Genomic DNA, 22,092 nt, shown 5'->3' on the forward strand with positions numbered 1-22,092 from the left:
GTACGACCGGAACGGAGACGAAAGCCATGACGTTGGCGGGGAAGACGCTGATCATGTCCGGCGGCAGCCGGGGCATCGGGGAGGCCATCGCGGTGCGCGCCGCGCGCGACGGCGCGAACGTCGCGCTGATCGCCAAGACCACCGAGCCGCACCCGAAGCTGCCCGGCACCATCCACACGGCCGCCAAGGCGATCGAGGAGGCGGGCGGGAAGGCCCTGCCCATCGTCGGCGACGTGCGCGACGAGGACGCCGTCGCCGCGGCCGTGGCGAAGACCGCGGAGCAGTTCGGCGGCATCGACATCGTCGTCAACAACGCGAGCGCGATCGACCTGACGCCGTCCGAGCACATCCCGATGAAGCGCTACGACCTGATGCAGGACATCAACGCGCGCGGGTCGTTCGTGCTCTCGCGCACCGCGATCCCGCACCTGCGCCGGTCGGCCAACCCGCACATTCTCACGCTGTCGCCGCCCATCCGGCTGGAGGAGAAGTGGTTCCAGGCCGGGCACCTGGCGTACAGCATCGCGAAGTACTCGATGAGCCTCGTGACCGTCGGCCTCGCCGCCGAGCTGAAGGGCGACGGCATCGCGGCGAACTCGCTGTGGCCGAGGACGACGATCGACACGGCCGCCATCCGCAACGTCGTCGGCGCCGAGCTGGCGAGCCGGTCGCGGACCCCGGAGATCATGGCCGACGCGGCGTACGCGGTGCTGACCAAGCCGAGCCGCGAGGTCACCGGGCGGTTCTTCATCGACGACGAGGTGCTGGCCGCCGAGGGCGTCACGGACCTGTCGAAGTACCGGATCGGGGAGCGCGAGGAGGACCTTCAGCTCGACTTCTGGGTTGATCCGGCTTGACCCGCGACACCCCTGTGCTGCGGGAGCCGAGGCAGGAGCGCAGCCGGACCACGCGACGGCGGCTGATCGACGCCGCCGTCGAGTGCCTGGCCGAGCTCGGCTGGCACGGCACCACCATGTCGGTCGTCGCCGAGCGGGCCGGCGTGTCGCGGGGTGCGGCCCAGCACCATTTCCCGACGCGGGAGGATCTCGTGGTCGCCGCCGTCGGCTACCTCGGCGACGAGCAGATCGAGGAACTGCGCGAGCGGGCCGCGGCACTGCCGGCGGGCCCGTCGCGCGCGCTGCCCGTGGCGCGGATGCTGCTGGACCTCTACACCGGCGAGAAGTTCCGCGCCGCACTGCACCTCTGGGTCGCCGCGTCCACCGACGCGGCGCTGCGTGCGGTGCTGGTGCCCCTGCAGGCGAAGGTCGGCCGCGAGGCGCACAGGGTCGCCGTGGAGCTGCTGGGCGCGGACGAGTCGCAGGCGGGCGTGCGGGAGACGGTGCAGGCGACCCTGGACCTCGCGCGCGGCCTCGGGCTGGCGAACCTGCTCGCCGACGACACCGCGCGCAGGCAGCAGATCACCAGCCAGTGGGCGAAGATGCTGGAGCCCGTGGTCGGTTAGGCCGTAGCCGGGCCACGGTGCCGCCGGCTGTGGCGCGGCGGTGGAGTGGTCAGTGTTCCGGGGGCGGCTCGGTGCCGATGTCCTCGAACCACAGCTCGGGACGCCGCTCGATGAACCGGGTCATCATCGCGATGCACTCGGGGTCCTCGAGCAGGGTGATGCCGACGCCGTGCTCGGCGAGCCAGTCGTGCCCTCCGGAGAACGTTCTCGCCTCGCCGATCACGACGTGGGAGATGCCGAACTGGCGCACGAGGCCGCTGCAGTACCAGCATGGCGACAGCGTCGTGACCATCACCGTGTCGCGGTAGTGCGGGCGGCGGCCCGCGGCGCGGAAGGCGCTGGTCTCGGCGTGCATCGAGGGGTCGTCGTCCTGGACGCGCCGGTTGTGTCCCCGGCCGAGCAGCTCGCCGGTGACGGTGAACAGGGCGGCACCGATGGGGACGCCGCCCTCGGCCTCACCGGTGCGGGCCTCCTCCCGTGCCACGGTGAGCAGGGCGGCGGGGTCGAACGCGGTCATGATCTCCACTCTCCGGCAGCGCGCCTGCCGTCGGCAAGCATTTTCCGGGTTCACGCGCGGACGGTGGCGGCAGTGGTGAGCGAGCGCTTAGTATGTCGCCGTGGCCGACGAAGTCCGGGTGACGCGGTCAGCTCTGCGCGGCGCCGAGCATGCGCAACGCGAGCTGGCCGTACTCCTTGCCGAGCAGCGCCGGCGTCTTGCGCGAACGGTCGGTGTACCAGCGGGCGACGTCGATGCCGAGCGAGAGCACCGCGCGCGCGGCCGTGCCCGGGTCGGTGGCCGTGAAGACGCCTTCCTCGACGCCCCGCGCCACGAGGTCGCGTACGATGCGCTCGATGCCGCGGCGCAGGTCCGCCACGATCTCGTACTCCCGCTCGGGCAGTGCGCCCAGCTCGTACTGCACGACCCTGGCCACTGTGTGCCGCCGCGCGTGCCACGCCACGAACCGCTCGACGATCTCGCGCATCGCCTCCACAGGCGAGTCCGTGCTCTCGGCGGCCTCCTGCACCAGGTTGAGTGCCTGCTCGTGGCCGCTGCGGCTGATCGCGAACAGCAGCGCCGCCTTGGAGGGAAAGTGCACGTACAACGCGGCGGGGCTCATGCCCGCGCTGCTGGCGATGTCGCGGGTGGTGGTGGCGTGGTAGCCGCGCTGAGCGAACGACTCGACGCCTGCCAGCATCAGCCTGCGCGCTGTTTCCGGTTGGACATCCGGCCACAACTCGGCCGACAACGACATCGTCATGCGGGGATTGTAAGCGAGCGCTTAGCGCGGATTGGAGAACGGCACCGGTGAACTCACTGAAGGATCGCGTCGCCATTGTGACAGGGGCGAGCAGGGGGATCGGCCTCGGCATCGCCAAGGAGCTGGTCGAGCGCGGTGCGAAGGTGTGCATCACGGCACGCAAGCCCGATCCGCTCGCCGAGGCGGTGGAGGAGCTGGGCGGCGGCGCCGTCGCCATCGGCGTGCCCGGCAAGGCCGACGACCCGGCGCACCAGGACGACGCCATCGCCAGGACGATCGAGACGTTCGGCAGCCTCGACTTCCTCGTCAACAACACCGGCATCAACCCGATCTACGGGCCGATCCTCGACGTCGACACCGACGCGGCGGCCAAGCTGTTCGGCGTCAACGTGCTCTCACCGCTGTCGTGGACCCGCAAGGCCCGCGACGCGTGGATGGGCGAGCACGGCGGGTCGGTGGTCAACGTCGCCTCGATCGCGGGGCTGCGCACGTCGCCCGGCATCGGGATGTACGGCGTCACCAAGGCCGCGCTCATCCGGCTCACCATGGAGCTCGCGGGTGAGCTGGCTCCCGGCATCAGGGTCAACGCCGTCGCGCCCGCGATCGTGAAGACGAAGTTCGCCACCGCCCTGTACGAGGACCGCGAGGAGGAGGTGGCCTCGGCCTACCCGATGAAGCGGCTCGGCGTGCCCGCCGACATCGCCGGTGCCGTGGGCTTCCTGCTCTCGGACCAGGCGAGCTGGCTCACCGGCCAGACGCTCGTGCTCGACGGCGGCGTGACGCTGGGCGGCGGCCTGTGAGCGTGGAACTCGACGGCGCCGGGGTGGTGATCACCGGCGGTGGTGGCGGGATCGGCGCCGCGCTCGCCAGGAAACTCGCGGGGCAGGGCGCGCGGCTCGTGCTCGCCGATCTCGACGGCGACGCCGTGCGCGCGGTCGCCGAGGAGGTCGGCGGTGTGGCCGTGGCCGGTGACGCGGCGAGCGAGGAGGGCGTGCGGCGGCTCGTGACCGAGGCACGGGCCGCGCTCGGCGAGGTGGATCTCTTCTGCGCCAACGCGGGTGTGGCCGTGCACGGAGGGCCGGAGACCCCCGAGGACGGCTGGGCGCTGTCGTGGGAGGTCAACGTGATGGCGCATGTGCGCGCCGCGCGGGAGCTGCTGCCCGGGTGGCTGGCACGGGGCCGGGGGCACTTCCTCGCCACGGTCTCGGCCGCCGGGCTGCTCACAAGCCTCGGCTCGGCGCCGTACTCGGTCACCAAGCACGGGGCGCTCGCCTTCGCCGAGTGGCTGTCGGTGACCTACCGGCACCGCGGCATCACGGTGCAGGCGATCTGCCCGCAGGGCGTGCGCACGAAGATGCTCGCCGACACCGGCAAGGAGGGCGAGTTCATCATGGGTGCCTCCGCGATCGAGCCGGAGGACGTGGCCGACACGTGCCTGGAGGGCCTGCGCGACGGGCGGTTCCTGATCCTGCCGCACCCGGAGATCGCCGACTATTACGCGGCGCGCGCCACGCAGAACGAGCGGTGGCTCGGCGGGATGAACAAGCTGCAGCGCAAGGTGGAGCAGGCGATCGAGCACTGAGTCCTAAGGTGACGGCATGGCTACCGAGCACGTCATCGTCGCGACCACCACGGACTCCGAGGACGCCGCACGCGCGCTCGCCGCGGCGGCCGTCGAGACCAGGACCGGCGCGTGCGCGCAGATCGTCGGCCCCATCACGAGCGTCTACCGCTGGGAGGGCGCTGTGGAGACCGCCACGGAGTGGCGGGTGGAGGTGAAGACGGCCGCCGACCGCGCAGGCGCCCTGGTGGAGGAACTCAAGGCCCGGCACACCTACGACGTGCCCGAGGTGATCGTCACCCCGATCACCGGCGGGCACGCCGACTACCTGGCCTGGCTGATCACGGAGACCAAGGTCTAGCCCCGGGGCGGCCCCATGCAGTGAAGGCCACCATGCCTGCGTTCAACGCATCCCGGCCTACGCGGGGAGGTCCACCAGGGTCGCCAGGGTGGTGCGGTGCCTGCCCGCGGTGCCGAGGGCGAGCTGGTCGGCCTTGGCGCGCTTGAGGTACAGGTGCGCGGGGTGTTCCCACGTCATGCCGATGCCGCCGTGCAGCTGCACGCACTCCTCGGCGGCGTGCACCGCGACCGTTGAGCAGTACGACTGCGCGACCGCCACGGCCACGCCCGCGTCGTCGCTGCCGGAGGCCAGCGCGTCGGCCGCGTAGCGCGCCGCCGCCCGCGCCGCCACTAGTTCCAGCCACACGTCCGCGAGCCGGTGCTTGAGCGCCTGGAACGAGCCGACCGGGCGGCCGAACTGGTACCGGCCGCCGACGTAGGCCACGGTCGTCTCCAGGCACCAGTCGGCCACGCCCAGCTGCTCGGACGCGAGCAGGCCCGCGCCGGTCAGCAGCGCGCGCTCCAGCGCGGCGGGCGCTCCGTTCGCGCCGGCGAGCAGCGTCGCGTCGGCGTCGGTGAAGGTCACGTCGGCGATGCGGCGCGTGAGGTCCAGCGGCACCGGCTCGGACACCGACGCCGCCGCGGCCTCGACCGCGTACAGCCGCGGACCGTCCGGCCCGGTCGCCGGGACCACGAACACGTCGGCCGCCGGGCCGTCGGCCACCGAGCGAACGGTGCCCGTCAGCCGCCCGTCGGCGTCGGCTGCCACGGCCGCGGGGAACGCGGAGCCGGGCGCCGTCGACAGCGGCACCGCGAGCGCGCCCGCCGCCTCGCCCGAGGCCAGCCTGCGCAGCAGCACCGCGACGGGCTCACGCGCGGTGTCGGCGCCCAGCAGCGCGGCCGTGGCGAGCACGGCGCTGCCGAGGAACGGCACCGGGGCGACGCTGCGGCCCAGCTCCTCCAGCACCAGCGCGGTCTCCCGCACCGACGCGCCCTGTCCGCCGAGGTCTTCCGGCACCGGCAGGCCCGCCAGTCCCAGCTCCGCGGACAGCGTCCGCCACAGCTTCGCGTCGTAGGGCTCCGCGCTCTCGACCCTGGCCAGCAGCGCGGCGGGCTCGCAGCGGTCGGTGAGCAGGTCGCGCACGCTCGCGCGCAGATCGGTCTCGACGTCCGAGTACAGCAGGTCCGGGTTGCTCATCGGGGCAGGTCCTTCCAGGCGACGTCCTTGTCGGCACGCGGTTCCGACGGCAGCCCGAGCACCCGCTCGGCGATGATGTTGCGCAGGATCTCCGAGGTGCCGCCCTCGATGGAGTTGCCCTTCGCGCGCAGGTAGCGGTATCCGGCCTCGCGCCCGGTGAAGTCGACCAGCTCGGGCCTGCGCATCGTCCAGTCGTCGTAGCGCAGCCCCTCGTCGCCGAGCAGCTCCACCTCCAGCCCCGACAGCGCCTGCGACAGCCGCGCGAACGCGAGCTTCATCCCGGAGCCCTCGGGGCCCGGCGAGCCGACGGCGAGCTGCTGGCGCAACCGCATGCCCGCGAGCCGGAACGCCTCCGTCTCCACCCACAGCGTCAGCAGTCGGTCGTGCAGCTCGGCCGTGCGCAGCTCGGGCCGTCCCCGCCAGGTCGCGGCGACCTTGCCGAGCATCCCGCCCTCGCGTGGCATCGCGTTGCCGCCGATGGCGACGCGCTCGTTCATCAGCGTCGTCTGTGCGACCCGCCAGCCCTCACCGACGGCGCCGAGCCGGTGCGCGTCGGGGATCCGCACGTCGGTGAGGAACACCTCGTTGAACTCGGCCTCACCGGTGATCTGGCGCAGCGGGCGGACCTCCACACCAGGGTGCGTCATGTCGCACACGAAGTAGGTCATGCCCGCGTGTTTGGGGACGTCGGGATCGGTGCGGGTCACCAGGATCGCCCACCGCGCGGTGTGCGCGCTGGAGGTCCACACCTTCTGCCCGTTGACCACCCACTCGTCGCCGTCGCGCACGGCGCGGGTGCCGAGCGCGGCGAGATCCGATCCGGCGCCCGGCTCGGAGAAGAGCTGGCACCACACCTCCTCGCCAGTCCACAGTGGACGCAGAAAACGGTGCTTCAGCTCGTCGGAGCCGTAGCGCAGCACCGTGGGCGCGGCCATGCCGAGCCCGATGCCGATGCGGCGCGGGTTGTTGTCCGGCGCGCCCGCCGAGGCCAGCTCGGCGTCCACGACGGACTGCAGCTCGCGCGGCGCGTTGAGCCCGCCGAGCCCTTCGGGGTAGTGCACCCAGGCCAGCCCGGCGTCGAACCGCGCGCGCAGGAACTCCAGGCGGTCGGTGGTCGCGGGGTCGTGCTCGGCGAGCAGCGCGGCGACCCGCTCGCGCAGCTCCTGCGCGTCTACTGTGGACTCGCTCATCACAGGTACCTCTTCAGCTCGCGCCGGGCCAGTGAGCGTTTGTGGACCTCGTCGGGTCCGTCGGCCAGGCGCAGCATGCGTGCCGCCGCCCACAGTTCGGCGAGCGGGAAGTCCTGTGAGACGCCGCCGGCGCCGTGGGTCTGGATGGCCTTGTCGAGGATCCATTCGACCGAGGCGGGGGTGGCGATCTTGATGGCCTGGATCTCGGTGTGGGCGCCCTTGTTGCCCTTGGTGTCCATGAGCCACGCCGTCTTGAGCACCAGCAGCCGCAGCTGCTCCACGCGCACGCGGGCCTCGGCGATCCACTCCTGGATCACGTCCTGCTGCGCGAGCGCCTTGCCGAACGCCTCGCGGGAGACGGCCCTGCGGCACATCAGCTCGATCGCGCGCTCGGCCATGCCGATCAGGCGCATGCAGTGGTGGATGCGTCCGGGGCCGAGGCGAGCCTGCGCGATGGCGAAGCCGCTGCCCTCCTCGGCGATCAGGTTCTCGGCGGGCACGCGGGCGTCGTCGAACACGACCTCGGCGTGGCCGCCGTGGTCGCCGTCGGTGTAGCCGAACACGTGCATGCCGCGCTTGACGTGCACGCCGGGGGTGTCCCTGGGCACCAGGATCATGCTCTGCTGGCGGTGCGGTTCGGCGTCCGGGTCGGTCTTGCCCATCACGATGAAGATCCGGCAGTTCGGATTCATGGCGCCGGAGATGTACCACTTGCGCCCGTTGATGACGTAGTCGGCGCCGTCGCGGCGGATGCGGGTGGCGATGTTGCGGGCGTCGGAGGAGGCGACGTCGGGCTCCGTCATCGCGAACGCGGAGCGGATCTCCCCGTCCAGCAGCGGTTGCAGCCACTGCTTGCGCTGCTGCTCGTTGCCGAACATCGCGAGCACCTCCATGTTGCCCGTGTCCGGCGCCGCGCAGTTGAGCGCGATCGGCGCGAGCGAGGGGCTGCGGCCGGTGATCTCGGCCAGCGGCGCGTACTGCAGGTTGGTGAGTCCCGCGCCGTGCTCCCCGGGCAGGAAGAAGTTCCACAGCCCGCGCTTGCGCGCCTCGGCCTTGAGCTCCTCCACCACGGGCACGCTGGTCCACGGGTTCTCGCGCTCGGCGAGCTGCTCGTGGAACACCGGCTCGGCGGGGTAGACGTGCTCGGCCATGAACGCCAGCAGCTTCTCCCGCAGCTCTTCGGTCCGGGCGTCGAACGTGAAGTCCATCAGTCCTCCTTCAGAATGGCGTTGCCGTGCGCCACGAGCGGGGGCACGCCGTCGCCGATCGCCTCGAAGCCGGAGCCGACCGTCTTGCCCTGGCTGAACCGGTAGTAGATCCCCTCCAGGATCACCGCCAGCTTGAAGAACGCGAAGCCGATGTACCAGTTGAGCGCGGAGACGTCGCGTCCCGAGCGCTCGGCGTAGCGGGCGATCACCTCGTCGGTGCCGGGGTGGCCGGGTGCGGTGCTGACATTGCTGACGAAACTCAGGTCCAGCGTGCTGCGCTCGCCGTAGGCCACCAGCAGGCCGAGGTCGGTGAGCGGGTCGCCGAGCGTCGACATCTCCCAGTCGAGCACGGCCTTGATCCGGTCGTCGCCGCCCACGAGCACGTTGTCGAGCCGGTAATCGCCGTGCACGATCGCGGGCGGCGGCGAGACCGGGATCCGGGCGGCGAGCCGGTCGTGCAGCTCCTCGATGCCGGGCAGCTCGCGGCTGCGCGAGGCGTCGAGCTGCTTCTTCCAGCGGCGCAGCTGCCGTTCCAGGAAGCCCTCGGGCCTGCCGAAGTCGCCGAGGCCGACCGACCCGGGCTCCACGGCGTGCAGGTCGACGAGCGTGTCGATGAGCCGGTCGGCGATCGCGCGGGTGCGTTCGGGCCCGAGCGCGGCGAGCTCGTCGGCGCCGCGGTAGGGCGTGCCCTCGACGAACGCCATGACGTAGAACCGCGCGCCCAGCACCGACTCGTCCTCGCACAGCAGCACCGTCGGCGGCACGGGCACGTTCGTCGGGCCGAGCGCGCTCATCACGCGGTGCTCGCGCTTCATGTCGTGGGCGGTGGGCAGCACGTGACCGAGTGGCGGCCTGCGCACCACCCACCGGCCGGTGCCGTCGGTGACGATGTAGGTGAGGTTGGACCGGCCGCCCTCCACGACCGTGGCCGACAGCGGCCCCGAGACGAGGCCGGGGCGCTCGCGGTCGAGGTGGGCACGCAGCCGCGCCAGGTCGAGCCCGGGCGGGTTCTCGTCGCTCATCTGACCTCCTTGTCAACGGTGCGACTGGTCGCGGGCGCCGCCCGCGGGGTCACGCGACCAGGATCGCCACGGTCTCCGCGACGCAGGCGGGCTTGGCCTCGCCGTCGATCTCGATCGTCCAGCGCACGATGGCCTGCTTGCCCTGTGCCGTGTCGGTGACCTGGGCGAGCTCGGCGCCCGCCCTGATCTTGGAGCCGACCTTGACGGGCTGCGGGAAGCGGACCTTGTTGACGCCGTAGTTGATGCCCATGCGCAGCCCGTCGACGCGGTAGACCTCCTTGCCCAGCATGGGGATCAGCGAGAGCGTGAGGTAGCCGTGGGCGATCGGCGCGCCGAACGGGCCCTGTGTGGCGCGTTCGGGGTCGACGTGGATCCACTGGTGGTCGCCCGTGGCGTCAGCGAAGAGGTTCACCTGCTCCTGGGTGACGGTGTGCCAGTCACTGTGGCCGAGGTGCTCGCCCACGGCGGCGGCGAAGTCGTCGAGGCTGGGGAAGACACGCACGCCGCTCACGCCTTCGGTCCGCCCGCGACGTAGATGACCTGGCCCGACACGAACCCGGCGCCCTCGCTGACGAGGAACGACACCACGTTGGCGATGTCCTCGGGCTCGCCGACCCTGCGCACCGGGATCTCCTGCGCGGCGGCCTTCTTGAAGTCCTCGAACGACATTCCGATCCGCTCGGCGGTCGCCGCGGTCATGTCGGTGGCGATGAAGCCGGGGGCGATGGCGTTGACGGTGACGCCGAACTTGCCGAGCTCGATCGCGAGCGTCTTGGTGAAGCCCTGCAGGCCCGCCTTCGCGGTGGAGTAGTTGGCCTGGCCGCGGTTGCCGAGCGCCGAGGTGGAGGAGAGGTTGACGATGCGGCCCCAGCCCTGCTCGGTCTGGTGTTTCTGGACGGCCCTGCTCATCAGGAACGAGCCGCGCAGGTGCACCCCCATCACCGAGTCCCAGTCGGCCTCGCTCATCTTGAACAGCAGGTTGTCGCGCGTGATGCCGGCGTTGTTGATCAGCACCGTCGGGGCGCCGAGCTGCTCGGCGACGGTGGCCACGGCGGCCTCCACCTGTTCGGCGTCGCTCACGTCGAGACCCACGCCGGTCGCCCTGCCGCCGTCGGCGACGATCGCCTCGGCGCCCGCCTTGGCGCCGGCCTCGTCCAGGTCGAGCAGGCCGACGGCGAAGCCGTCACCGGCGAGCTTGCGGGCGATGGCCGCGCCGATGCCGCGGCCCGCCCCGGTGACGATCGCGACACGGGAAGGGGACTCGGTCACGTGGTTCCTCCTCAGTGAGTAAGCGTGCGCTTAGGAAGGTACCAGGGGACCGGCCGTGGCGGCAGCGGGCGCGCGCACGCGGATCAGGCCGGGAACGAGCGCGGCGAGGGCGAGTACCTCGTTGAGGGCGAGGAACCGTTCGACGAGCCCGAGCGGGATCGCGCGCCACCACGGCTCGCCGCCGGCCAGCATCACCAGTACCGCGCCGATGATCAGCCCGAACCACGCCAGCGACGTCACCGCGAGCGCGCGGGTGAGCAGCCGCAGGCCCGGGGAGTGCGGATAGGCCGCGCGGGCGGCGGCGAGCACCGCGAGCGGCAGGGCCACGAACGCGACCACGCTCGCGTAGCGGTGGATGGTGCCGCCGAGGCTCGGCCCGATCGACCAGTCCGTCTTGGGGAACACGACGATCACGAGCAGCCCCAGCGTCCAGGCCGCGCCGAACAGCGTCGTGGCCGAGAGCGCCCGCACCCGGCCCTGCCGCACGAGCGCCAGGAACACCGCCGCCGACCCCGCCGCGACGAGCAGCACGGCGAGGTCGAACAGGAGCTTGCCGGACCCGAGTGCGTACTCGCTGATGGTGCGGCGCACCGGGTCCACGTCGGCGCTGGTGACGGGCAGCAGGTGCAGCAGGCCCATCAGGAGGCTGCCGAGTGCGAGCGCCGCGAGTCCCGTCGCCGGGAGCGCGGCGCTGGTGCGGGCCGGTGCGTCGTCCGCCATGAAACCCCCTCCGTGTCCGGTTCGTTCCATTCAGCCACGGAGGGTGTGAGCGCGATGTCAGGTGACGACGCGGCGCAGTATGGTCCTGAACACGTCGCGGTCCACTGTGGAGGGTTCCACGGCGAGCCACGCGCCGATCTCACGCACGAACAGCTCCGGCGTCATCGGCGCGGCGACGTCGTCGGCCCCGGGCTCGGTGGTCAGCTCGCCCGCGCGGCTGGGGTACAGCACGAGCGCGCCGCGGACCTCCACCTCCGGCAGCAGCGCTTGGAACTCGGCGACGCTCTCGGCGAGCCTGCTGCCACCGCCGCGGAAACGCTGCCCGTTGCGGTACAGCACCCCGTCCTCGCCGGTCTCGTAGTGCCCCGGAAGCCAGCGCTTCGACTCCGCCAGCACGAGCCTGCGCCCGCACAGCACCGCGTGGTCCACGTCGGCGAACACCGACTCCGGCCAGGCGAGGCCGTGGAAGACCCGCACGCCCGGCAGCCGCGTGAGGTAGCGGGCGAGCAGGTCGGCGGTGAGGCGCTCGGCCACCTGGTCGTCGTCCTGGCCGGGGGTGCCGAACACGGCGCGGCCGCCGAACTCGGTGCGGAACGACCGCGCCGAGCGCAGCGCCGACAGGTGCCGCCGGACGAGTACGTACGACGCGCCGAGAGCCGCGGCGAGCAGGAGCAGCCACAGCACGAGTACCGGGGTGGCGAAGGGGACGCCGAGCAGCAGGGGCAGCGCGAGCACCACCACCGCGCCGAGCGCGATGGTGGCCGGAGCGTGGCCGGGCGCTCCGGTGTCGTGCATGCGCTGGCCGGTATCCACCGTGTGCCACCACGGGATCGTCGCCGGATCGACGCGCGGGGCCGCCGGGGTGAAGGCGGGGTCCTCGCCGAAGCGGCGGGGGCGCGTGCGGGGTGCGGGCCGGGTGCGGGTCGCCGTCGCCGTGTGGGTGGCGGGGGCGGCCCGCTCGTACTCGTCGGTGTCACCCGCGTCGTACTCGGCGCGCCGAACCGGATCGCCGAGGGTCTCGTACGCCTCGCGCAGCAACCGGAACGTCCCCGCCGTTCCGCCCGTGTCGGGGTGCATCGAGCGGGCCAGTGCCCGGTAGGCCGACTTGATCTGCTCCGGGGTGGCATCGGGCCGCACGCCAAGGAGCTCGTAGTAGTCGACGTCAGGCATCCGGCACCTCCTCGGCAGCGCTCACCCTAGGGCGTCCCCGCGCCGGGCCGAGTACCGACCGCCCGGCACGTCCGGGTGGATCGGTTGTGTGCTAAGGGAAGCAGGGAGCGGGGAACTCGCTGTCGGGAGCGCACGACTCGCTGTCGGGAGCGCACGACTCGCTGTCGGGAGCGCACGACTCGCTGTCGGGAGCGCACGACTCGCGGCCCGGAACGCACGACTCGCGGTGGTTAGGCTGGGAGCGTGTTGTCGACCGGGCGGCCCGTGGTGCTCGACGGCGGGCTCGCCACCGAGCTGGAGGCTCGCGGGCACGACCTCTCCGACGCGTTGTGGTCGGCGCGGCTGCTCGCCGACGCGCCCGAGGAGATCGTCGCCGCGCACGCCGCGTTCTTCCGCGCGGGGGCCGAGGTCGCCACGACGGCGAGCTACCAGGCGAGCTTCCCCGGCTTCGCCGCACACGGCATCGACAGGGCCGGGGCCGCCGCGCTGCTGCGGCGCAGCGTCGAGCTGGCCCGGCGGGCGCGCGACGCCGTCGCGGGCGACGGGCGGGCGCGCTGGGTCGCCGCCTCGGCGGGACCCTACGGCGCTCTGCTCGCCGACGGCTCCGAGTACCGCGGCCGCTACGGCCTGACGCGGCGCGAGCTGATCGCGTTCCACCGGCCGCGGCTGGAGGTGCTCGCCGAGGCGGGGCCGGACGTGCTCGCGCTGGAGACCGTGCCCGACGTCGACGAGGCCGCAGCCGAGCTGACCGCGCTCGAGGCGGTGGACGTGCCGGCGTGGCTCTCCTACACGGTCGAGGGCGGGCGGACCCGCGCCGGGCAGAGCCTGGAGGAGGCGTTCGCCGTGGCCGCGGGGAACGCGCAGGTGATCGCCGTGGGTGTCAACTGCTGCTCGCCGGCCGACGTCGCGGACGCCGTGGCGATCGCGGCGGAGGTCTCCGGCAAGCCGGTGATCGCCTACCCCAACAGCGGTGAGGGCTGGGACGCCGAGGGCCGCCGGTGGGCGGGAGCGTCCACGTTCTCCCCCGATGAGGTGAACCGGTGGACCGGGAACGGTGCCGCTCTCGTGGGTGGTTGCTGCCGGGTCCGGCCTGGTGACATCGCCGATTTGGCCGCCGCGCTGCGTGTCACCTGATCGAACCTTTCCGTAATTCCGAAAGGCGATCGCGCGGCACGCGTGTGACCCTCGGATTCCGGGTAATCCGAACCACCAGAAGAAGTGTGGTCCGCGCACCACGGAAGCGTGTGGCGAGCACCGTCCACACGCGTGGCCCGCTGCGCCTGATCAGCTCGAACGGTGCCGCGGGTCGGCCGGCCACGGAAAGGATGGAAACCGGATGAACATCACGGAATCATTCAACGATGCACTTCGGGCGGTGATCACGTTCCTGCCGAAGTTCGTCGTTTTCCTGGTGATCCTGGTCATCGGTTGGCTTGTTGCGAAAGCCCTTCGCAAACTGGTCGACGTCGTACTGGAGCGGCTGAACTTCGACCGTGCCGTCGAGCGTGGCGGCATCAAGCGTGCGCTCGCCCGGTCCAAGTACGACGCCAGTGGCCTGATCGCCGCGCTGGTCTACTACGCGGTGCTGCTGATCGCGTTGCAGATGGCGTTCGGCGTGTTCGGGCCCAACCCGATCAGCGCCATGCTGGCCGGCATCGTGGCGTGGCTGCCGAGGGCGATCGTCGCGATCGTCATCGTCGTGGTGGCCGCCGCCATTGCCAACGCGGTGCGTGACCTGGTGGGCAGTGCGCTCGGCGGCCTCAGCTACGGCAACTTCGTGGCCAGGCTGACGCAGGTCTTCATCATCGCGCTCGGCGTGATCGCCGCGCTGAACCAGATCGGGGTCGCGACCGCGGTCACCACGCCGGTGCTCGTCGCCGTGCTCGCGACCGCGGGCGGCATCCTCGTCGTCGGCATGGGTGGCGGCATGATCCGCCCGATGCAGCAGCGCTGGGATCGCTGGCTCAACCGCGCCGAGGAGGAGATGCCGAACGCGAGGTCGCAGGCCCAGGCCTACCAGCGGGGCCGCGAGGACGCGATGCGCGCCAGGACGGGCGAGGCCGCTCCGACCATGCAGCAGTCGCCGCAGACCGAGCCCATTCAGACGGGCACGCCGAGGGGTGGCGCCACGCCGCCTCCGACCACGCCGCCCACGACGCCGCCCCCGGCTCCGCCGCGTGGCGACTACCCGTGACGGTGAGGTAACCATAGGTACAACCGCAGTGAAGGCCACCTTGCCTGCGTTCAACGCAGGCAAGGTGGCCTTCACTGCGGAGGGGGTGGGGTAGGCGGGGTTAGAAGAAGAGCAGGGGGTCGACGTCACCGCCCGCGACGGCGACCGTGCCGGCCGCGGCCAGCAGGCACACGGCGACCAGGCGCAGGGTCACCCAGTCGGCGTCCCAGCCGTCCCGTAGCGGGGGATGCCAGCCGGACTCGGTGGCCGCGTCCTGGATGCCCCTGGCGTAACCGGCCAGCTCCACGGCACCGACCCGGCCGCCGCTGAGCGTGAGGATGTCGCGGACCGCGGCCGCGTGCTGGTCGACGCTGGCGAGCAGCCCCGGCGCCAGACCGCCGACGGCGAGCCCGACCCGGCTCAGCCGGTCGGCGAGCGCGGAGAGCTCCCGCTTCGCGGCAGACTCGTGCCACGCGTTCAGCAACCAACCCATGAGGGGACAGCTTAGGTCCCCTATTCGGGTGCGAGAAGAGGCCCCAGCGGCCCGAGGTCGATGTTGAGATCTTCCGGTTCGAGCCCGAAATGATCTCGGAGCTCACCCATCCGCTCCTCGAGCCGCATGAGCGTCAGGCCGATCCGTTCCACCTGCTCATCGCTCAGTTTCCCGTCCTCGACGCGGCGCAGCGCCTGCCGTTCCATCAGCTGCCGCAGCAGCTCGACGATTGTCAGCACGAGGCTCACGAGACCCTTCTCGACGGTCTCCGGGTCGGCGTCGATGCGTTCCTGCAGCTCGTTTCTGTGGGCGTTCTCACTCACCGGAGAGGCTCCGTTCCAGCGTGCTGGCCGACGTGATCAATGCGCGCAGGGACACGTGCACCAGGTCGACATCCGCGATCGACAGCGTCACCTCGCCGGAGAGCACCACGCCACCGGCGAGCACGCGGTCCAGCAGGTCGACCAGCGCGATCCGGCGTTCCGGCGCGGCGGCCTCCAGCTCGGCACTCATCGCGGCTCCTGCTCGGCGCCCTGCTCGATGCCCGCGAAGGAGTAGGCGGGCCACGGCCCGGTCAGCTCCAGCCGCACACCCTCCAGTTCGGCGCCGAGCCGGTCGACGGCGGCGGCGAGCTCGTCGGCCTTCGCGTCGTCCACGAGGTAGGCGCCGTTGAGCACGTTCCAGCCCTTGCGGCCCGACAGCTTCGGGTCCTGTGGTGGGTGCCTGCGGGCGGCGGTGGCCAGCGCCGCGAGCTCGCCGTGCAACCGGTCGGCGTGCGCGGCCGCGTTGCGCTCGGCCTTCTCGCGTGCCGAGAGCTGCGCCTTGCGACGCAGCAGGTAGGCCGTCCCGGCACCCCCCTTGCCACTGGGGCCGGCGGTGTCCGCGGGGTTCACGGAAGCCAGCGCCTCGGGGTCGGCGTAGGCCTTGACACCCCACTCCGTCCGGCCGGTCAGCAGCGCCAGCGCGCTCTCCAGGTCGGGCCTGCGGCGCGCGAGCAGATCGCGGACGCGGTCGTCGCCGAGGCACACGGTCGCCAGCCGCAGCGGCACCGCGGCCTGCGCCGCGGCGCCCACGGTGGTCACCACGGCGTCGTGGGCCCGTGCCGTGACCGCGAGCCAGTCCAGGTCCTCCAGATTGCGCCGCAACGGCTCCGCGCCGAACTCGGCGAGGTCCACGGCGCTCACCACGGCGGCGAGCCCGGCGTCCCGCACCACGTACACCGGCGCCCCTGCCACGCCCCGCAACCCGGCGAGCGCGTCCGTGTCCAGCTCACGGGCGACCGCGTAGAGCCAGCCCCCGGATGTGTCCGCCATCGTCGCTCACACCTCCCCTCAGCGCCGCTCGTCGCGGGCGGGTTCCTCCTCCTCGGCGAGCTCGCCGTTCACCACGTCCACCGGCTCGTACTCGTCCTCCTCGTACTGCTCGTCCTCGCTCGCGGCCTCCACCTGCCTTGGCTCGGCCCGGCCCGACTCGAGCCGCTCGATCCGCGCGCGCAGCTCGCGGTTCTCCCGTTCGAGCTCCCTGGTGCCGTTGGCGCCGGTGAGCCACGGGTCGTTCTCCCACCAGTTGATGCCCACCTCCTTCGCCGTCTCCAGCGAGGCGACCACGAGCCGCAGCTTGATCGTCAGCAGCTCGATGTCGAGCAGGTTGACCTGGATGTCACCCGCGATCACGAGGCCCTTGTCGAGCACCCGCTCGAGGATGTCGCCGAGGTTGGCGGGCTGGTGACCACCCGCCTGCGAGGGTCCGAGTGCGGAGGACGCCGGCTGTCCGATCTCGGTCATGCCATCCCGTTCCCGGAGTCGCCCCTGCCGCGGTTGAAGCGGCGGGTTCTTCGGTAGGCGAGCAGCTCGCCCCCGAGGTCCAAGTCCACTTCGTACAGTGCGAGGAGATCGGAGGTGGAGGGGATCCGCCGCTCCTCCACGACCTCGATCTCCACGCGCCAGCCGTCGTCGGTCGGCTCGACCGACGTGACACCCACGATCTCGCGGCCCGTCAGCTTGCCGATGTGCTCGACCGCGACCTCGGCGGCCTCCGGGGCGGGCAGCTCCGAGGCGTCCTGCGCGCCTGCCACCGCGATCACTCCTTCCCGGCGCCGGGCGAGTCCGGCTCAGTGGTCATGCGGTCGAGGGCCTCCTGCTGCACCCTCGCCTCCTCACGAGCGGAGATCTCGCCTCGCTCCCGTGCCTGTTCGGCGGCCTCGAGGTCGCGGCGCACCGACGCGGGGTCGTGCATCTCGGTCTCGACGCGCTCCTGGATCACCCGCCCGAGCGCGATCACGCCGCGCACCGGGGCGAGCGGCAGGCCCGTGAGCAATGAGAGGAGACCCATGTCGTCACTCCTGGGGTTGCTTCGTCACCACGAAGTCGTACGGGGCGAGCGGTCCGAGCAGGCGCAGGTCGACCCTGCCTTCCCACGTCTTCGCCAGCTCGCCCACCGCCTTCTCCAGCTCGCCCTGTGCGGCGACCTCGCCGAGGCACGCGACGTAGACGGCGTCGCGCTCGTGGGTCGGCTCGCGCACGTTTACGGTCACGCCCAGCTCGCCGAGCTTCTCGACGGCCTTGCGGGTGTCGACCTCGCGCTTGGCGGCGATCGCGTTGTTGATCAGTTCGCCGAGCGCGATGCGGTCGTTGCGGGCCGCGTCCTCCGGCTTCTCCCGCACGGCCTCGCGCAGGCGCGCGGCGTCCTCACTCTCGGCGAGGATCTCCCGCAGGATGGCCTGCTCCTCGTAGCGGCCCTTGACCACGTACTCGGCCTTGCCCTCCAGCTCCCGCAGCGCGGAGCGGAACTCGTCGTGGTGCTGCGCGAGCAGCTCCTCGGCCACGGCGTCCTCGCCGGACACCACGGCGCCGAAGCGCAGCGGCAGCACCGGGGCCACACCCGAGGTCGCGTCGAGGACCTGCGCGTGCGCGGCGAGGTCCTCGGGCTTGCCGAGCGGCGTGTCGCGGCTGATGTGGCTGACCAGCGCCGCGATGTCGCCGTGCCGCACCACCGCGATCTTGCCCGGCGGGTCGCCGATGCCCCGCGCCTCCGGGTCGCTCTCCACGTCGCCGGGCACGATGCCGTAGACGTAGGTCACGGTGTCCTGTGTCGACTGCGTGTCGGCCATGTCAGTCGTCGTCCTTTCGGCCGCGGCCTCGGTTCGCCGTCTGCCGGCCGTCGTCGGTGGGCTCGGCGAGGAAGTCCTTGAGCTTGTCGCCCGCGGCTTCGAGCGCGCCCTTGGTCTTCGACTTGGCCCCGCCCTCGTTCATGTCCTCGATGAGCTCCGGCAAGCCCTTCTGCTCGGTGTCGGAGATGTCGAGCCGGTTCACCGCCTCGGCGAACCGCAGATAGGTGTCCACACTGGCCACGACGATCCGCGCGTCGATGGTCAGCAGCTCGATGCCGACGAGCGAGACCCGCACGTAGGCATCGATCACCAGACCCTTGTCCAGGATGGTGTCGATGACGTCGGCGAGGCTGGAGGAGGAGGGGCGGTCGAATCCGCCTCCTCCGCCGCCTGCCGGCTGGACAGCTGTGGTCACGAACGACCTCCTCGGGTCTTGCGTGTCGTTGTCCCCGAAGCCGCCCGGCGGCGACGGGGCGGGGGCTGTTCCTCCCGGTCGTTGTCCTCTGTTCCTTCCTCGGACGCGTTCTCCGCGCCTTCGTCCTCTTCGGACTGTTCGGCGGACTCGTCGGCGGCCTGCCCGTCCACGACCTCGCCCTGCCGGATCTCGCCGCGCCAGCCCTCGACCTCCTCGGGGTGCAGCAGCGCGTGTGCCATGACGTGGCGCTGGAAGTGCTTGAGCTCCAGGCGCGCCCTGCGGCCCTGCGCCCGCCAGAGGTTTCCGGTCTTCTCGAAGAAGCCCTGCGGGTGGTACTCGAGCACGAGCACGATGCGGGTCAGCGACGGAGCCAGCTCGTGGAACGTCACCGCGCCGTCGACGTAGCCCTTCTCGCCCTTGGAACGCCACACGATCCGCTCGTTCGGCACCTGTTCCTCGATGGTGGACTCCCACGTGCGGTGGGACAGGAAGATCTGGGCCTTCCATTCGAGCTTCTCGTCGGAGACCTGCTCGACCCGCTCGACCTTCTTCATGAAGCGAGGGAAGTCGGTGAACTGCGTCCACTGGTTGTAGGCGAGGTCGACGGGCACGCCGACGTCGATCGACTCGACGATGTTGGTGACCTTCACCTTGGTGCTGGAGTCGCCGCCCTCACCGCCGCCGAGGCCGCTCACGGCATCCTTGACCTTGTCCTTGACGCGGCTGACCCCGGTGCTCAGCACGGCGGACACGGGCGACTTGCCCTCGGCGAGCTTCGACGCGCCGGTCAGCGCGGTCTTGAGGCTCTCGCTGCCGCCGCTCTCGGCGTACTGGTTGAGCCGCTCCGCGGTCGCGGAGACCCGGTCGGTCACCGACGACGCCGCCCGCTGAGCCACGGTCGTGGCGAGCTGGCCCATCGCCTGCTTGAGCAGTGCGCCGCCCGCCTTCTGCGCGGCTCCGCTCGCCGCCCCGGTCGCGTCACCGGCGGCCTTGGTGGCCCCGCCCGCGGCCTTGCTCGCCGTGTCGCCCGCGGCCTTCGTGGCGCGGGACGCCGTCCTCGTGGCCACTGTGCTCACCTCCCGGTGCGCCGGACGGGTGCCCGGCCCCGGCTCTGCGTGGCCCGGGTACGCGTCGCCCTGCCCTGGGTGGACCGGCCCGTGGACGACCTGCCCGCCGCGGCGCGCCTGCGCCGGGGTGGCTCGGGCTCTTCCTCTTCCTCGGGCTCGGGTTCTTCCGGTTCCCCGGATTCCTCGGTGTCCTCCAGCTCTTCGGTGTCCTCGGCCTCTTCGGGCTCTTCGGCTTCTTCGGCCTCCGGTTCCTCCTCGACGTCGAGGTAGTCCTCGTCCTCGGGCTGTTCCTCGTCCCGCGCCTTCCCGCCGCGTCCTGCCGTGCTCTGCAGGCGGTCGTTGAGCGAGTCGATCCGGCTGCTCGCCGCCGTCATCGCCGCGGACCTGGCCGCGTCGAGCAGTTCGCCACGGACGCTTTCGGTGATCTTGCCCAGCTCGGGCGATGCCGCGAGCCGCTTCACCCCTTGCTGCAGCAGCTCGCGGGGCGTTCCGCCGAGCCGTCCGGTCGCACCCGCCGCGGCGATCATCAACGCCAGCCGCATCTTGCGAGAGCGTCCAAGGAGATAGCCGGCCCCGACTGCCGCGGCTACCTGTGCCCCGCCTTTCATGATCGATCTCCTTCGATCAATGGTGGTTTGCTAACCTGCCAGGTCTTGCCCACGGACGAGTTACCACCATCGGGTGACGATGAAACGCTGTTGAGCTGCCCGGAGGCGAATTACTCCAGGTGGCTGAGCATGTGCCGGGTCCTCGGCGGGGCACGGTGACACGCACGCTCTAATCTGTCCGCGTGACAGGGGAGGCGCCGTTGAGTGACGACGAGGGACGCGTGGTCGGCGGCCGCTACCGCCTCCAGAGCCGCATCGGCAGCGGCGCGATGGGGGTCGTGTGGCGGGCCGTGGACGACCGCCTCGATCGCACGGTCGCCGTCAAACAGCTGCTGCTGCCGCCCGGGCTGAACGAGGCCGAGACCGAGAAGGCCCGGCAGCGGGCGTTCCGGGAGGGGCGCATCGCCGCCCGGCTGCAGCACCCCAACGCCATCTCCCTCTACAACGTCGCCGACGAGGACGGCCAGCCCCTGCTGGTCATGGAGTACCTGCCCTCGCGCAGCCTCTCCGCGGTGCTCGACGAGCGGGGCGTGCTGTCCCCGGTCGAGGCCGCCCGCATCGGCGCGCAGGTCGCCTCCGCGCTGACCGCCGCGCACGCGGCCGGCGTCATCCACCGTGACGTCAAGCCCGGCAACATCCTGCTCGGCGACGACGGCACCACCAAGATCACCGACTTCGGCATCTCGCGCGCCGCCGGGGACATCACGGTCACCAGCACGGGTCTGCTCGCCGGGACGCCCGCCTTCCTCTCGCCCGAGGCGGCGCGCGGCAGCGAACCGGGGCCCGCCTCCGACGTCTTCTCCCTCGGCGCGACGCTGTACGCCGCGGTCGAGGGCCAGCCCCCGTTCGGCAACACCGAGAACGAGATCGCGCTGCTGCACACGGTCGCGACCGGGCAGACGATCCCGCCGCGCCAGGCGGGGCCGCTCACCGCCCCGCTGCAGGCGATGCTGAGCACCGAGCCCTCGGCGCGGCCCACGATGGCCTGGGTCGCCGAGGCACTGCAGGCCGTCGCCGACGGCAGGCAACCGCCCGTCGCCGACCCGCCGACGCTGCCGGCGACCGCTCCCGTGCCGCCCCCGCGCAGGCCGGCCACCCGGCTGGACCTGCACCCGGCCGCGCCGCTGCCGCCGCCTCCGCCCTCCCCGCCGCCCCAGGCCGCGGTCTCGCGAATGCCGCCGGGCCAGGGCCCGCCGCCCCGCCCGTCCTCGCAGAGCAGGCGCATCGCACTGACGGCACTGGCCGTGCTGGCCGCGGCGGCGCTCGGGATCCTCGTCGCCGAGCTGCTGGTCAACGCCACCAGCAGCACGGGCGCCTCGGCGGGCGCCGGCGCCGGGACGGCCACCGCCGCGGCCACCACCACCGCCGTCTCGTCGAGCCCGCCGAGCCCGACGCCGACCTCCGAGACCGTGGACCCGGACCAGCTGGTGGACGCCGTCGACGACTACTACGCGTCGCTACCCGATGACACCGATGCCGGGTGGGCCGCACTCGGTCCGGGCCTGCGAGAGCAGGGCAAGGACGAGTACGAGAAGTTCTGGAGTGAGATCAAAAAGGTCGAGGTCGTCAGCGGCCCGCGCGCGCTGAACGAGGAGACCGTGCAGGTGGCGCTCGAGTTCACCGTGGACGGCGGCGACGTGTACCGCGAGGTGCACCGCCTCGGCATGGTGACCGACGACGGCGAGGCCCTGATCGACTCCGACGAGCTCGTCTCCTCCCGCAAGATCGACGACGGTGGCAAGGACGGCAAGGACGGCCGCGGCGAACGGGACTCCGACGACGAGGGCTGAGCGTGCTCCACCGGGGTGCTGATCATCGAATCCGGCTTG

At 72.0% G+C, this 22,092-nt stretch carries 29 protein-coding genes; 8 read left to right on the forward strand and 21 right to left on the reverse strand.

From position 1 onward, the window contains the following. The first annotated feature begins 26 nt into the window (after positions 1-26). Together BA062_RS21375 and BA062_RS21380 are read left to right on the forward strand one after the other, a co-directional pair. The gene (locus BA062_RS21375) at positions 27-857 is read left to right on the forward strand and encodes an SDR family oxidoreductase (protein ID WP_110339457.1); all 831 of its coding nucleotides are present in this window, start codon (positions 27-29) and stop codon (positions 855-857) included. 14 nt (positions 858-871) lie between these two features. Beyond that, complete coding sequence (locus tag BA062_RS21380) at positions 872-1,462, forward strand: TetR/AcrR family transcriptional regulator (RefSeq protein WP_110339692.1); 591 nt, start codon at positions 872-874, stop codon at positions 1,460-1,462. 49 nt (positions 1,463-1,511) lie between these two features. Here BA062_RS21380 and BA062_RS21385 read toward each other — a convergent pair whose 3' ends face one another. Together BA062_RS21385 and BA062_RS21390 are read right to left on the reverse strand one after the other, a co-directional pair. Beyond that, positions 1,512-1,979 carry a nucleoside deaminase gene (locus tag BA062_RS21385; RefSeq protein ID WP_110339694.1) on the reverse strand — a complete coding sequence of 156 codons (468 nt, stop codon included), beginning with the start codon at positions 1,977-1,979 and terminating at the stop codon, positions 1,512-1,514. 127 nt (positions 1,980-2,106) lie between these two features. Continuing rightward, positions 2,107-2,721 (reverse strand): TetR/AcrR family transcriptional regulator, encoded by a 615-nt coding sequence (locus BA062_RS21390; RefSeq protein ID WP_110339459.1) that lies wholly within the window; start codon positions 2,719-2,721, stop codon positions 2,107-2,109. Positions 2,722-2,768: 47 nt separating this feature from the next. Between BA062_RS21390 and BA062_RS21395 the strand changes: the two genes are divergently transcribed. From BA062_RS21395 to cutA, 3 genes are read left to right on the forward strand one after another with little or no spacing between them, the layout of a single operon-like run. Next, positions 2,769-3,521 carry an SDR family oxidoreductase gene (locus BA062_RS21395; protein WP_110339461.1) on the forward strand — a complete coding sequence of 251 codons (753 nt, stop codon included), beginning with the start codon at positions 2,769-2,771 and terminating at the stop codon, positions 3,519-3,521. After that, positions 3,518-4,303, forward strand: a complete 786-nt coding sequence (locus BA062_RS21400; RefSeq protein WP_110339463.1) for an SDR family oxidoreductase — start codon at positions 3,518-3,520, stop codon at positions 4,301-4,303. The genes BA062_RS21395 and BA062_RS21400 overlap by 4 nt, the downstream gene beginning before the upstream one ends. Positions 4,304-4,319: 16 nt before the next feature. Continuing rightward, positions 4,320-4,643, forward strand: coding sequence for a divalent-cation tolerance protein CutA (gene cutA / locus BA062_RS21405; RefSeq protein WP_110339465.1), 324 nt, complete (start codon positions 4,320-4,322; stop codon positions 4,641-4,643). 57 nt (positions 4,644-4,700) lie between these two features. Here the strand turns inward: cutA and BA062_RS21410 are convergent, their stop codons facing one another. From BA062_RS21410 to BA062_RS21445, 8 genes are read right to left on the reverse strand one after another with little or no spacing between them, the layout of a single operon-like run. Then, the gene (locus BA062_RS21410) at positions 4,701-5,819 is read right to left on the reverse strand and encodes an acyl-CoA dehydrogenase family protein (RefSeq protein WP_110339467.1); all 1,119 of its coding nucleotides are present in this window, start codon (positions 5,817-5,819) and stop codon (positions 4,701-4,703) included. Next, positions 5,816-7,009 (reverse strand): acyl-CoA dehydrogenase family protein, encoded by a 1,194-nt coding sequence (locus BA062_RS21415; RefSeq protein ID WP_110339469.1) that lies wholly within the window; start codon positions 7,007-7,009, stop codon positions 5,816-5,818. Before BA062_RS21415 ends, BA062_RS21410 begins: the two co-directional genes overlap by 4 nt. Further along, positions 7,009-8,217 carry an acyl-CoA dehydrogenase family protein gene (locus BA062_RS21420; RefSeq protein WP_110339471.1) on the reverse strand — a complete coding sequence of 403 codons (1,209 nt, stop codon included), beginning with the start codon at positions 8,215-8,217 and terminating at the stop codon, positions 7,009-7,011. Before BA062_RS21420 ends, BA062_RS21415 begins: the two co-directional genes overlap by 1 nt. Then, positions 8,217-9,239 (reverse strand): phosphotransferase family protein, encoded by a 1,023-nt coding sequence (locus BA062_RS21425; protein WP_110339473.1) that lies wholly within the window; start codon positions 9,237-9,239, stop codon positions 8,217-8,219. Before BA062_RS21425 ends, BA062_RS21420 begins: the two co-directional genes overlap by 1 nt. Positions 9,240-9,288: 49 nt before the next feature. Next, the gene (locus tag BA062_RS21430; protein ID WP_110339475.1) at positions 9,289-9,750 is read right to left on the reverse strand and encodes a MaoC family dehydratase; all 462 of its coding nucleotides are present in this window, start codon (positions 9,748-9,750) and stop codon (positions 9,289-9,291) included. Next, on the reverse strand, positions 9,747-10,508 hold the full coding sequence (gene fabG, locus BA062_RS21435; protein ID WP_110339477.1) for a 3-oxoacyl-ACP reductase FabG: 762 nt from the start codon (positions 10,506-10,508) through the stop codon (positions 9,747-9,749). Before fabG ends, BA062_RS21430 begins: the two co-directional genes overlap by 4 nt. A gap of 30 nt (positions 10,509-10,538) precedes the next feature. Further along, positions 10,539-11,228, reverse strand: coding sequence for a DUF998 domain-containing protein (locus BA062_RS21440; protein WP_110339478.1), 690 nt, complete (start codon positions 11,226-11,228; stop codon positions 10,539-10,541). A gap of 57 nt (positions 11,229-11,285) precedes the next feature. Then, positions 11,286-12,398: a J domain-containing protein gene (locus BA062_RS21445; RefSeq protein WP_110339479.1), complete on the reverse strand. Its 1,113-nt coding sequence runs from the start codon at positions 12,396-12,398 to the stop codon at positions 11,286-11,288. A gap of 243 nt (positions 12,399-12,641) precedes the next feature. On the opposite strand from BA062_RS21445, the gene mmuM reads away from it, so the two are divergent. Both mmuM and BA062_RS21455 read left to right on the forward strand, forming a co-directional pair. Further along, positions 12,642-13,532, forward strand: coding sequence for a homocysteine S-methyltransferase (gene mmuM / locus BA062_RS21450; RefSeq protein ID WP_110339480.1), 891 nt, complete (start codon positions 12,642-12,644; stop codon positions 13,530-13,532). 202 nt (positions 13,533-13,734) lie between these two features. Beyond that, positions 13,735-14,592: a mechanosensitive ion channel family protein gene (locus BA062_RS21455; protein WP_110339481.1), complete on the forward strand. Its 858-nt coding sequence runs from the start codon at positions 13,735-13,737 to the stop codon at positions 14,590-14,592. A gap of 100 nt (positions 14,593-14,692) precedes the next feature. Here BA062_RS21455 and BA062_RS21460 read toward each other — a convergent pair whose 3' ends face one another. Genes BA062_RS21460 through BA062_RS39910 form a run of 11 tightly spaced genes read right to left on the reverse strand, consistent with a single transcriptional unit; the run spans position 14,693 to position 20,197 of the window. Next, on the reverse strand, positions 14,693-15,064 hold the full coding sequence (locus tag BA062_RS21460; protein WP_110339482.1) for a DUF6401 family natural product biosynthesis protein: 372 nt from the start codon (positions 15,062-15,064) through the stop codon (positions 14,693-14,695). Positions 15,065-15,084: 20 nt separating this feature from the next. Further along, on the reverse strand, positions 15,085-15,387 hold the full coding sequence (locus BA062_RS21465; RefSeq protein ID WP_110339483.1) for a gas vesicle protein K: 303 nt from the start codon (positions 15,385-15,387) through the stop codon (positions 15,085-15,087). After that, positions 15,380-15,577, reverse strand: coding sequence for a gas vesicle protein (locus BA062_RS21470; RefSeq protein WP_110339484.1), 198 nt, complete (start codon positions 15,575-15,577; stop codon positions 15,380-15,382). The genes BA062_RS21465 and BA062_RS21470 overlap by 8 nt, the downstream gene beginning before the upstream one ends. Then, the gene (locus tag BA062_RS21475; RefSeq protein ID WP_110339485.1) at positions 15,574-16,377 is read right to left on the reverse strand and encodes a GvpL/GvpF family gas vesicle protein; all 804 of its coding nucleotides are present in this window, start codon (positions 16,375-16,377) and stop codon (positions 15,574-15,576) included. The genes BA062_RS21470 and BA062_RS21475 overlap by 4 nt, the downstream gene beginning before the upstream one ends. Before the next feature lie 18 nt (positions 16,378-16,395). Next, a complete protein-coding gene (locus tag BA062_RS21480) occupies positions 16,396-16,848 on the reverse strand; it encodes a gas vesicle protein (protein WP_110339486.1) in 453 nt (150 codons plus the stop codon). Further along, positions 16,845-17,138: a gas vesicle protein GvpO gene (locus BA062_RS21485; protein WP_210406944.1), complete on the reverse strand. Its 294-nt coding sequence runs from the start codon at positions 17,136-17,138 to the stop codon at positions 16,845-16,847. Before BA062_RS21485 ends, BA062_RS21480 begins: the two co-directional genes overlap by 4 nt. Before the next feature lie 5 nt (positions 17,139-17,143). Beyond that, on the reverse strand, positions 17,144-17,395 hold the full coding sequence (locus BA062_RS21490) for a gas vesicle protein GvpG (protein WP_110339487.1): 252 nt from the start codon (positions 17,393-17,395) through the stop codon (positions 17,144-17,146). A 4-nt stretch (positions 17,396-17,399) separates the two neighbouring features. Continuing rightward, the gene (locus BA062_RS21495; RefSeq protein WP_110339488.1) at positions 17,400-18,173 is read right to left on the reverse strand and encodes a GvpL/GvpF family gas vesicle protein; all 774 of its coding nucleotides are present in this window, start codon (positions 18,171-18,173) and stop codon (positions 17,400-17,402) included. A 1-nt stretch (position 18,174) separates the two neighbouring features. Then, positions 18,175-18,588 carry a gas vesicle protein GvpJ gene (gene gvpJ / locus BA062_RS21500; RefSeq protein WP_110339489.1) on the reverse strand — a complete coding sequence of 138 codons (414 nt, stop codon included), beginning with the start codon at positions 18,586-18,588 and terminating at the stop codon, positions 18,175-18,177. Beyond that, the gene (locus BA062_RS21505; RefSeq protein WP_245959929.1) at positions 18,585-19,655 is read right to left on the reverse strand and encodes an SRPBCC family protein; all 1,071 of its coding nucleotides are present in this window, start codon (positions 19,653-19,655) and stop codon (positions 18,585-18,587) included. Before BA062_RS21505 ends, gvpJ begins: the two co-directional genes overlap by 4 nt. Before the next feature lie 5 nt (positions 19,656-19,660). Next, complete coding sequence (locus BA062_RS39910; protein WP_168214048.1) at positions 19,661-20,197, reverse strand: hypothetical protein; 537 nt, start codon at positions 20,195-20,197, stop codon at positions 19,661-19,663. Between the two features lie 266 nt (positions 20,198-20,463). Here BA062_RS39910 and BA062_RS21515 point away from each other — a divergent pair, with 266 nt between their 5' ends. Continuing rightward, entirely contained in the window at positions 20,464-22,053 is a 1,590-nt protein-coding gene (locus BA062_RS21515) for a serine/threonine-protein kinase (protein ID WP_110339490.1), read from the forward strand. The last annotated feature ends 39 nt before the right edge of the window (positions 22,054-22,092 follow it).

This window comes from Prauserella flavalba, from assembly GCF_003202235.1.
Taxonomy (GTDB): Bacteria; Actinomycetota; Actinomycetes; order Mycobacteriales; family Pseudonocardiaceae; genus Prauserella_A; species Prauserella_A flavalba.

What these genes read in the sequence shown, in the direction of transcription:
- BA062_RS39910 (WP_168214048.1), bottom strand. Translation starts at nt 20,197, where the DNA reads ATGCGGCTGGCGTTGATGATCGCCGCGGCGGGTGCGACCGGACGGCTC.
- BA062_RS21410 (WP_110339467.1), bottom strand. Translation starts at nt 5,819, where the DNA reads ATGAGCAACCCGGACCTGCTGTACTCGGACGTCGAGACCGATCTGCGC.
- cutA (WP_110339465.1), top strand. Translation starts at nt 4,320, where the DNA reads ATGGCTACCGAGCACGTCATCGTCGCGACCACCACGGACTCCGAGGAC.
- BA062_RS21385 (WP_110339694.1), bottom strand. Translation starts at nt 1,979, where the DNA reads ATGACCGCGTTCGACCCCGCCGCCCTGCTCACCGTGGCACGGGAGGAG.
- BA062_RS21390 (WP_110339459.1), bottom strand. Translation starts at nt 2,721, where the DNA reads ATGACGATGTCGTTGTCGGCCGAGTTGTGGCCGGATGTCCAACCGGAA.
- BA062_RS21420 (WP_110339471.1), bottom strand. Translation starts at nt 8,217, where the DNA reads ATGGACTTCACGTTCGACGCCCGGACCGAAGAGCTGCGGGAGAAGCTG.
- BA062_RS21495 (WP_110339488.1), bottom strand. Translation starts at nt 18,173, where the DNA reads ATGGCCGACACGCAGTCGACACAGGACACCGTGACCTACGTCTACGGC.
- BA062_RS21415 (WP_110339469.1), bottom strand. Translation starts at nt 7,009, where the DNA reads ATGAGCGAGTCCACAGTAGACGCGCAGGAGCTGCGCGAGCGGGTCGCC.
- BA062_RS21475 (WP_110339485.1), bottom strand. Translation starts at nt 16,377, where the DNA reads ATGGCGGACACATCCGGGGGCTGGCTCTACGCGGTCGCCCGTGAGCTG.
- BA062_RS21470 (WP_110339484.1), bottom strand. Translation starts at nt 15,577, where the DNA reads ATGAGTGCCGAGCTGGAGGCCGCCGCGCCGGAACGCCGGATCGCGCTG.
- BA062_RS21490 (WP_110339487.1), bottom strand. Translation starts at nt 17,395, where the DNA reads ATGGGTCTCCTCTCATTGCTCACGGGCCTGCCGCTCGCCCCGGTGCGC.
- BA062_RS21455 (WP_110339481.1), top strand. Translation starts at nt 13,735, where the DNA reads ATGAACATCACGGAATCATTCAACGATGCACTTCGGGCGGTGATCACG.
- BA062_RS21440 (WP_110339478.1), bottom strand. Translation starts at nt 11,228, where the DNA reads ATGGCGGACGACGCACCGGCCCGCACCAGCGCCGCGCTCCCGGCGACG.
- BA062_RS21480 (WP_110339486.1), bottom strand. Translation starts at nt 16,848, where the DNA reads ATGACCGAGATCGGACAGCCGGCGTCCTCCGCACTCGGACCCTCGCAG.
- BA062_RS21425 (WP_110339473.1), bottom strand. Translation starts at nt 9,239, where the DNA reads ATGAGCGACGAGAACCCGCCCGGGCTCGACCTGGCGCGGCTGCGTGCC.
- BA062_RS21375 (WP_110339457.1), top strand. Translation starts at nt 27, where the DNA reads ATGACGTTGGCGGGGAAGACGCTGATCATGTCCGGCGGCAGCCGGGGC.
- BA062_RS21445 (WP_110339479.1), bottom strand. Translation starts at nt 12,398, where the DNA reads ATGCCTGACGTCGACTACTACGAGCTCCTTGGCGTGCGGCCCGATGCC.
- BA062_RS21460 (WP_110339482.1), bottom strand. Translation starts at nt 15,064, where the DNA reads ATGGGTTGGTTGCTGAACGCGTGGCACGAGTCTGCCGCGAAGCGGGAG.